At 56.9% G+C, this 4,543-nt stretch carries 5 protein-coding genes; 4 read left to right on the forward strand and 1 reads right to left on the reverse strand.

All coding sequences use genetic code 11. From position 1 onward, the window contains the following. Positions 1–1,068 (forward strand): tyrosine--tRNA ligase (gene tyrS / locus NW837_RS08665; RefSeq protein WP_414330716.1); only part of this gene is annotated, 1,068 nt, incomplete at its 5' end. A gap of 39 nt (positions 1,069–1,107) precedes the next feature. Here the strand turns inward: tyrS and NW837_RS08670 are convergent. Continuing rightward, entirely contained in the window at positions 1,108–1,818 is a 711-nt protein-coding gene (locus NW837_RS08670) for a hypothetical protein (RefSeq protein ID WP_414330718.1), read from the reverse strand. 575 nt (positions 1,819–2,393) lie between these two features. Between NW837_RS08670 and NW837_RS08675 the strand changes: the two genes are divergently transcribed. The 3 genes from NW837_RS08675 (at position 2,394) to NW837_RS08685 (ending at position 4,305) form a co-directional block, all read left to right on the forward strand. Then, positions 2,394–3,323 carry a vWA domain-containing protein gene (locus NW837_RS08675; RefSeq protein WP_414330720.1) on the forward strand — a complete coding sequence of 310 codons (930 nt, stop codon included), beginning with the start codon at positions 2,394–2,396 and terminating at the stop codon, positions 3,321–3,323. Positions 3,324–3,478: 155 nt separating this feature from the next. Further along, on the forward strand, positions 3,479–3,667 hold the full coding sequence (locus tag NW837_RS08680; protein WP_414330722.1) for a hypothetical protein: 189 nt from the start codon (positions 3,479–3,481) through the stop codon (positions 3,665–3,667). Positions 3,668–3,684: 17 nt separating this feature from the next. Beyond that, a complete protein-coding gene (locus NW837_RS08685; protein ID WP_414330724.1) occupies positions 3,685–4,305 on the forward strand; it encodes a hypothetical protein in 621 nt (206 codons plus the stop codon). The last annotated feature ends 238 nt before the right edge of the window (positions 4,306–4,543 follow it).

The raw sequence follows: 4,543 nt of genomic DNA on the forward strand, positions 1-4,543 counted from the left end.
GATCTACACCTGGGCCATTCAGTGGTGTTGCGCAAGTTGCGCCAGTTCCAGGATGCGGGCCATGTGGCTATTTTGCTCATCGGGGACTTCACGGCGCTGGTCGGGGATCCCACCGGCCAATCGGAGGCCCGTCCCCGCCTCACCCCAGCAGAAGTGGAGGAAAACGCCCGCACCTATCTGGAGCAAGCCGGCAAGATTTTGGATTTTGAGACCCCCGGTCGGCTGGAGGTGCGCCGCAACAGCGAGTGGCTGGCCCGCCTGACTCTCAGTGAGCTGATCGAACTCCAGGCCCAGATGACGGTGGGGCAGATGTTGGCCAAAGAAGACTTTGCCCAGCGCTACCGAGCTGGAACGCCAATTTATCTGCACGAATTTCTCTATCCCCTCCTGCAGGGCTACGACTCGGTGGCTCTGGCAGCCGACGTAGAACTGGGGGGAACCGACCAGCGCTTTAACCTGCTCACCGGTCGGGATCTGCAAATTTGGAAGGGCCAAGCGCCGCAGTTTTGCCTGACGGTGCCGCTTTTGGAGGGGCTGGACGGGTACCAGAAAATGTCCAAGTCCAAAAACAACTACGTGGGCCTGACCGAGGATCCCCTCACCATGTACTCCAAGCTGGAGAAGGTGCCGGATCACCTGGTGGAGCGCTACTTTGAGTTGCTCACCTCAGTGCCCCTTGCCGAGCTGCCGCAGGATCCCCGCCAGCGGCAGATCCTCCTAGCCAAGACCCTAGTGGCCCAGTTTCACTCCCCTGCAGCGGCAGAAGAGGCCCAGCGCACCGCCCAAGCCCTGGTGCTAGACGGTATTCTTGCCGAAACGGGATCCATCCCCACCTTTGCCATCGATGGGTTGTCTTACCCTGTTAAACTCAGCTACATCCTGCGTGAGTGTGGCCTGTGCAAGAGTGCCGCCGAGGCCCGTCGGCAGATTCAAGGGGGCGCCGTGCGGCTGGATGGGCAAAAGGTGGAGGATCCCGACCTGGAGTTTGCCCATGCCTCGGAGCTGGCCGGGCGGATTTTGCAGGTGGGCAAAAAGGCCTTTCGTCGGCTAGTGAAAGGCGCAGATTAGTCTTCCCCTCTCCCTGTGGGAAAGGGGTGAGGGGATCCATCAACGGGCAGGCTTGAAGCCGAGTCCGGTTTTTTTCTGCCTGGTCTTGGCTGGGGGATCGGACAGAGGAGAAGCTGACGAAGTTGGCGGGAAAACGGGCTCCGGTTTGGGCCGGATCGAGCCCGCCTCGGCTACTGCCTCAGAGAGCTTTTGCCGCACCAGCTCCTGAGTCTCCAAAATGTTGGGATCCGCCGCCCATTCCGGGGCCTCTCGAACGGGATCATCCTCGGAGGTGAACTCCAGGTCGTAGGTCTCGGCGCGGTAATCGAGGCTGAAGCATTCCCAAGCCCGCAGACTGTAAAAATAGGGGAACAAACGCACAATGCGCTCAATATCCAGGTGCGCAGCAAAGCGACGAAAAGCCTCTTCTTCAGACACCGGAAAAGGGGCGTAATGTTCTGAAACAAACCACCGCAAGAACTTCCGCGCCTCTGGGATGATCTGCTGGGCGGGCAGGGATCCCAGCACCGCTGCGTTGAAGCAGTTGACCAACAGGTGCTCCAGCATTACCGCGTTGTACTCGGCAAAGCAGGTTTGCTCGCGGCTTTCCACCGGCTGCCAGGGCATGTTGCCGTTGGCGGCAATGAGCAGGTGAACCAGGTCATGGGAGGGGTTGGTTTGGATGTAGCCGTGCCCCTCCAACTTGGCGCCATCGCAGCTAAAGAGCTGGTGTTGGGGGCTCCAATAGAACTTGAGTTGCTTTGCCGCCATGTTCAGTTCTCCTCCTCACCCAGGGGATCCTTTTAGAGCTTACACCTGCACTGATGAGCTGCTATGAACTATAGGCCACGGAAGAGAGCGCCGGCTTATTTGACAATTGGTCAGCGAGAACGCTTGCCACAAGTGGCAAAACAAAGGGGTCTTTATCTCGAAGCAATTCTCGGAGCAGACAGGCTTTAGCCGCCCTACTAGGCTCAAAGCTGAGACCCGCTGTGCTCGCATTGTGAAAAAAGATGAACTCGAGATCCTCTAACTGCAGTAAAAATCTCTACGCCTACACCAAGCGCTACAGTAGCTTTCGGAATTACTGGGTGGTATTGTAACTCCGTACTTTCATGCCACCCCACTATGCTTGCACTGGCAGCTGCAATGACTGTAAAAATACAGCCCGGTCAAGTAAAAAGCCAAAAAGCTGGTTGGCTGCTTCTCCTGGTGCTCGTGGGAAGCTGCCTTGTCGGCTGTGGCTCTTCCGGCGGTACAGGCATTGAGCCGTCGGCTGTGGGTCCCAAGCTCGCCTGACGTTCAATGGGGCTCTGACCCGCTCCTTTTCTGGCACACAAGGGGAAATGGAGTTCAACATCGCCCTCCTGCAAGGCGGGGATCCGCCCCAACCAATAACCCAGCTCTCCGCCAGTCAGGTCAGCCTGCAGGTAAACCGGGTAACCGACTTGCTAGGGATCCCGCAGCCGGTAACCTTGACCCTGACACCCACCCGGATCGAAAATCCCCCGCCGGATCTGCCTCAGCGGCCTTTGCTCATGGCTGTGCTGATGGATGGCTCAGGCAGCCTGTTGGTCTTGGATCCCCAATCTCGGCGCTTCCTGGCTGTTTTTCGGCTCCTGGATCAATTTCGCCCTGCACCCCTGGATCTGGGCGCCATTCTGCGCTTTGACAACCGAGGAGCAGGCTTTGGCGTTACAGCCCTGGGGCAGCCTCTGCGCACGGCTCAGCTGTTGCAGGACTTCACCAGCGATAGAGAGCTGCTGAGACGAGGGGTTTTGCGTGCTGTTCCCGGAGGGAACACCGCCCTTTACGATGCCACGGTAGAAGCCGGGCGTTTCTTGAGCGACTTTCGGCCCACCGAGCGTTTCAACCGCCGCTTGGTGGTATTCACCGATGGGATTGACAACGAAAGCACCCGCTCCATCAACCAAGCTACTCAGGAGCTGACAACTTTGGCCAGAGAGCGAGGACAAAAACTCACCGTGTATGTGGTTGGGTTGGGGGTCGATTTGAATCTTCTGGAGTTACAGCGTCTGGCTGCAGCTACTGAGGGGACTTTTGTGCTGGCACGGTTTTCTGAAGGGCTGGAAGCTCCCTTTGCCAACTTATTCCCTGCTGCTATTGGGGAGCACCGCCTGCAGGTGAGGGTGCAAAGCAATGTTCCGCTATCTGCTGGTTCTTATCTTCTCAGTGGCGAGCTGAGAGTTGAGAGAGAAGGCAGCCGTTTTGTGGCGCCATTCAGCGACGCTGTTCTCACGGTGGGATCCCGCTAGAGTCATTCCGCAGGCTGACAACATCCCTAATCGAGAGCGAGGCGATAAGCAAATGTTTCGACGACTCGGTATACCCAGAAGATTTTGGCAACCGGCTGCGCTTGTCCTGGCGGCAGTGCTTACAGGTTCCCTAACGGTTTTCCTGAAAGGTTGCGGTGGCACCTCCAGCAGCCCCTCGACTGTGGGGTCGCCGCCAAGGGATCCCAGCTCCGGCTTTGCCTCTGCCATTTTGGGGTTGGTGGTGGATCCCTTTGCTCAGCTTTGCCCTTCAGGCTCAACAGCCGCCCTTTGCCCAGGAGGGCCGCTTTTTTCAAGAGGCAACAAGGTTGAGTTGTTCAACCTAAGCTCAAGAGGGGACATTTTGTTCCCTGCCCTGTCAACTGCTGCTTTAGAGGGCAACTTGCGGTTCACCATCCCCTTTTCCGGATCGATTATTCAACCGCCGGGGAAATTGGTATCGGTTCAGTCCAATCTCCTGGGCCAAGGGCGTCAGTCCGGCCAGCCTACACCCCTGCGGGGATTTGTTTTCAGTGCTGCTGTGGATGTTTCCCCTTGGAGTGAAGCCCTTTATCGCATCTTGCTGCGGGAGCGGGATAGAGTACCTTTCTCCAACTTAGCTCCCCCCGAAGTTAGGGATCTGGAGAATATTCTGTTTGTCAGCGTACCTCTTTCCAGAACAGCCCGAGACCTGGAGGAAATCATTACGGACATTATTCGACAAGCGGATCAACTTAGTTTTAATCAGCTTCGCTTTGTGGAAGATCTCATTCGCGTTTGCTATGCCCCAGAAGGCAATCAATCGGATCAGCCCTGCCGCCTCCGCATTCCCGTACCCCTACCGCCGGCACCTACGCCGACTCCATTTGTGCCTGCTCCTGAAACTCCCGCTCTTCCCACCATCATCACCAACAGAGCTGTTGTTCGTTCAGCATCGGGCTCGTTGCTCTTTAGCAACACGGTTTCGGTGAGGGTAGATAACTGATGGCTGCCTCGTTTTAGTCAAGTTTGGTCAAGCTGGTTTTGTGTTCTCAGAGAACGCGCTGAGAGAGCCGAGAAGTGTTGAATGCTGACCTCAAAACCGTCTTCATTTCGTCCTGGTCAACTGGAAAGATTGCTTTGCTTTTTTAGTCGCAGCTTGGGCACCGTTTCCACAGCCCTGCTAATGGTTCTCTTGGGGGTAGAGCAAGCTAGCTTCCTCCAACACCCACACCGACTCCGAC

The sequence above is a fragment of the Synechococcus sp. R6-10 genome (genome assembly GCF_047461815.1).
In the GTDB taxonomy this organism is placed as follows: Bacteria; Cyanobacteriota; Cyanobacteriia; order Thermostichales; family Thermostichaceae; genus Thermostichus.

Coding starts and splice junctions, on each gene's coding strand:
- NW837_RS08670 (WP_414330718.1), bottom strand. CDS start 1,818: ATGGCGGCAAAGCAACTCAAGTTCTATTGGAGCCCCCAACACCAGCTC.
- NW837_RS08675 (WP_414330720.1), top strand. CDS start 2,394: ATGGAGTTCAACATCGCCCTCCTGCAAGGCGGGGATCCGCCCCAACCA.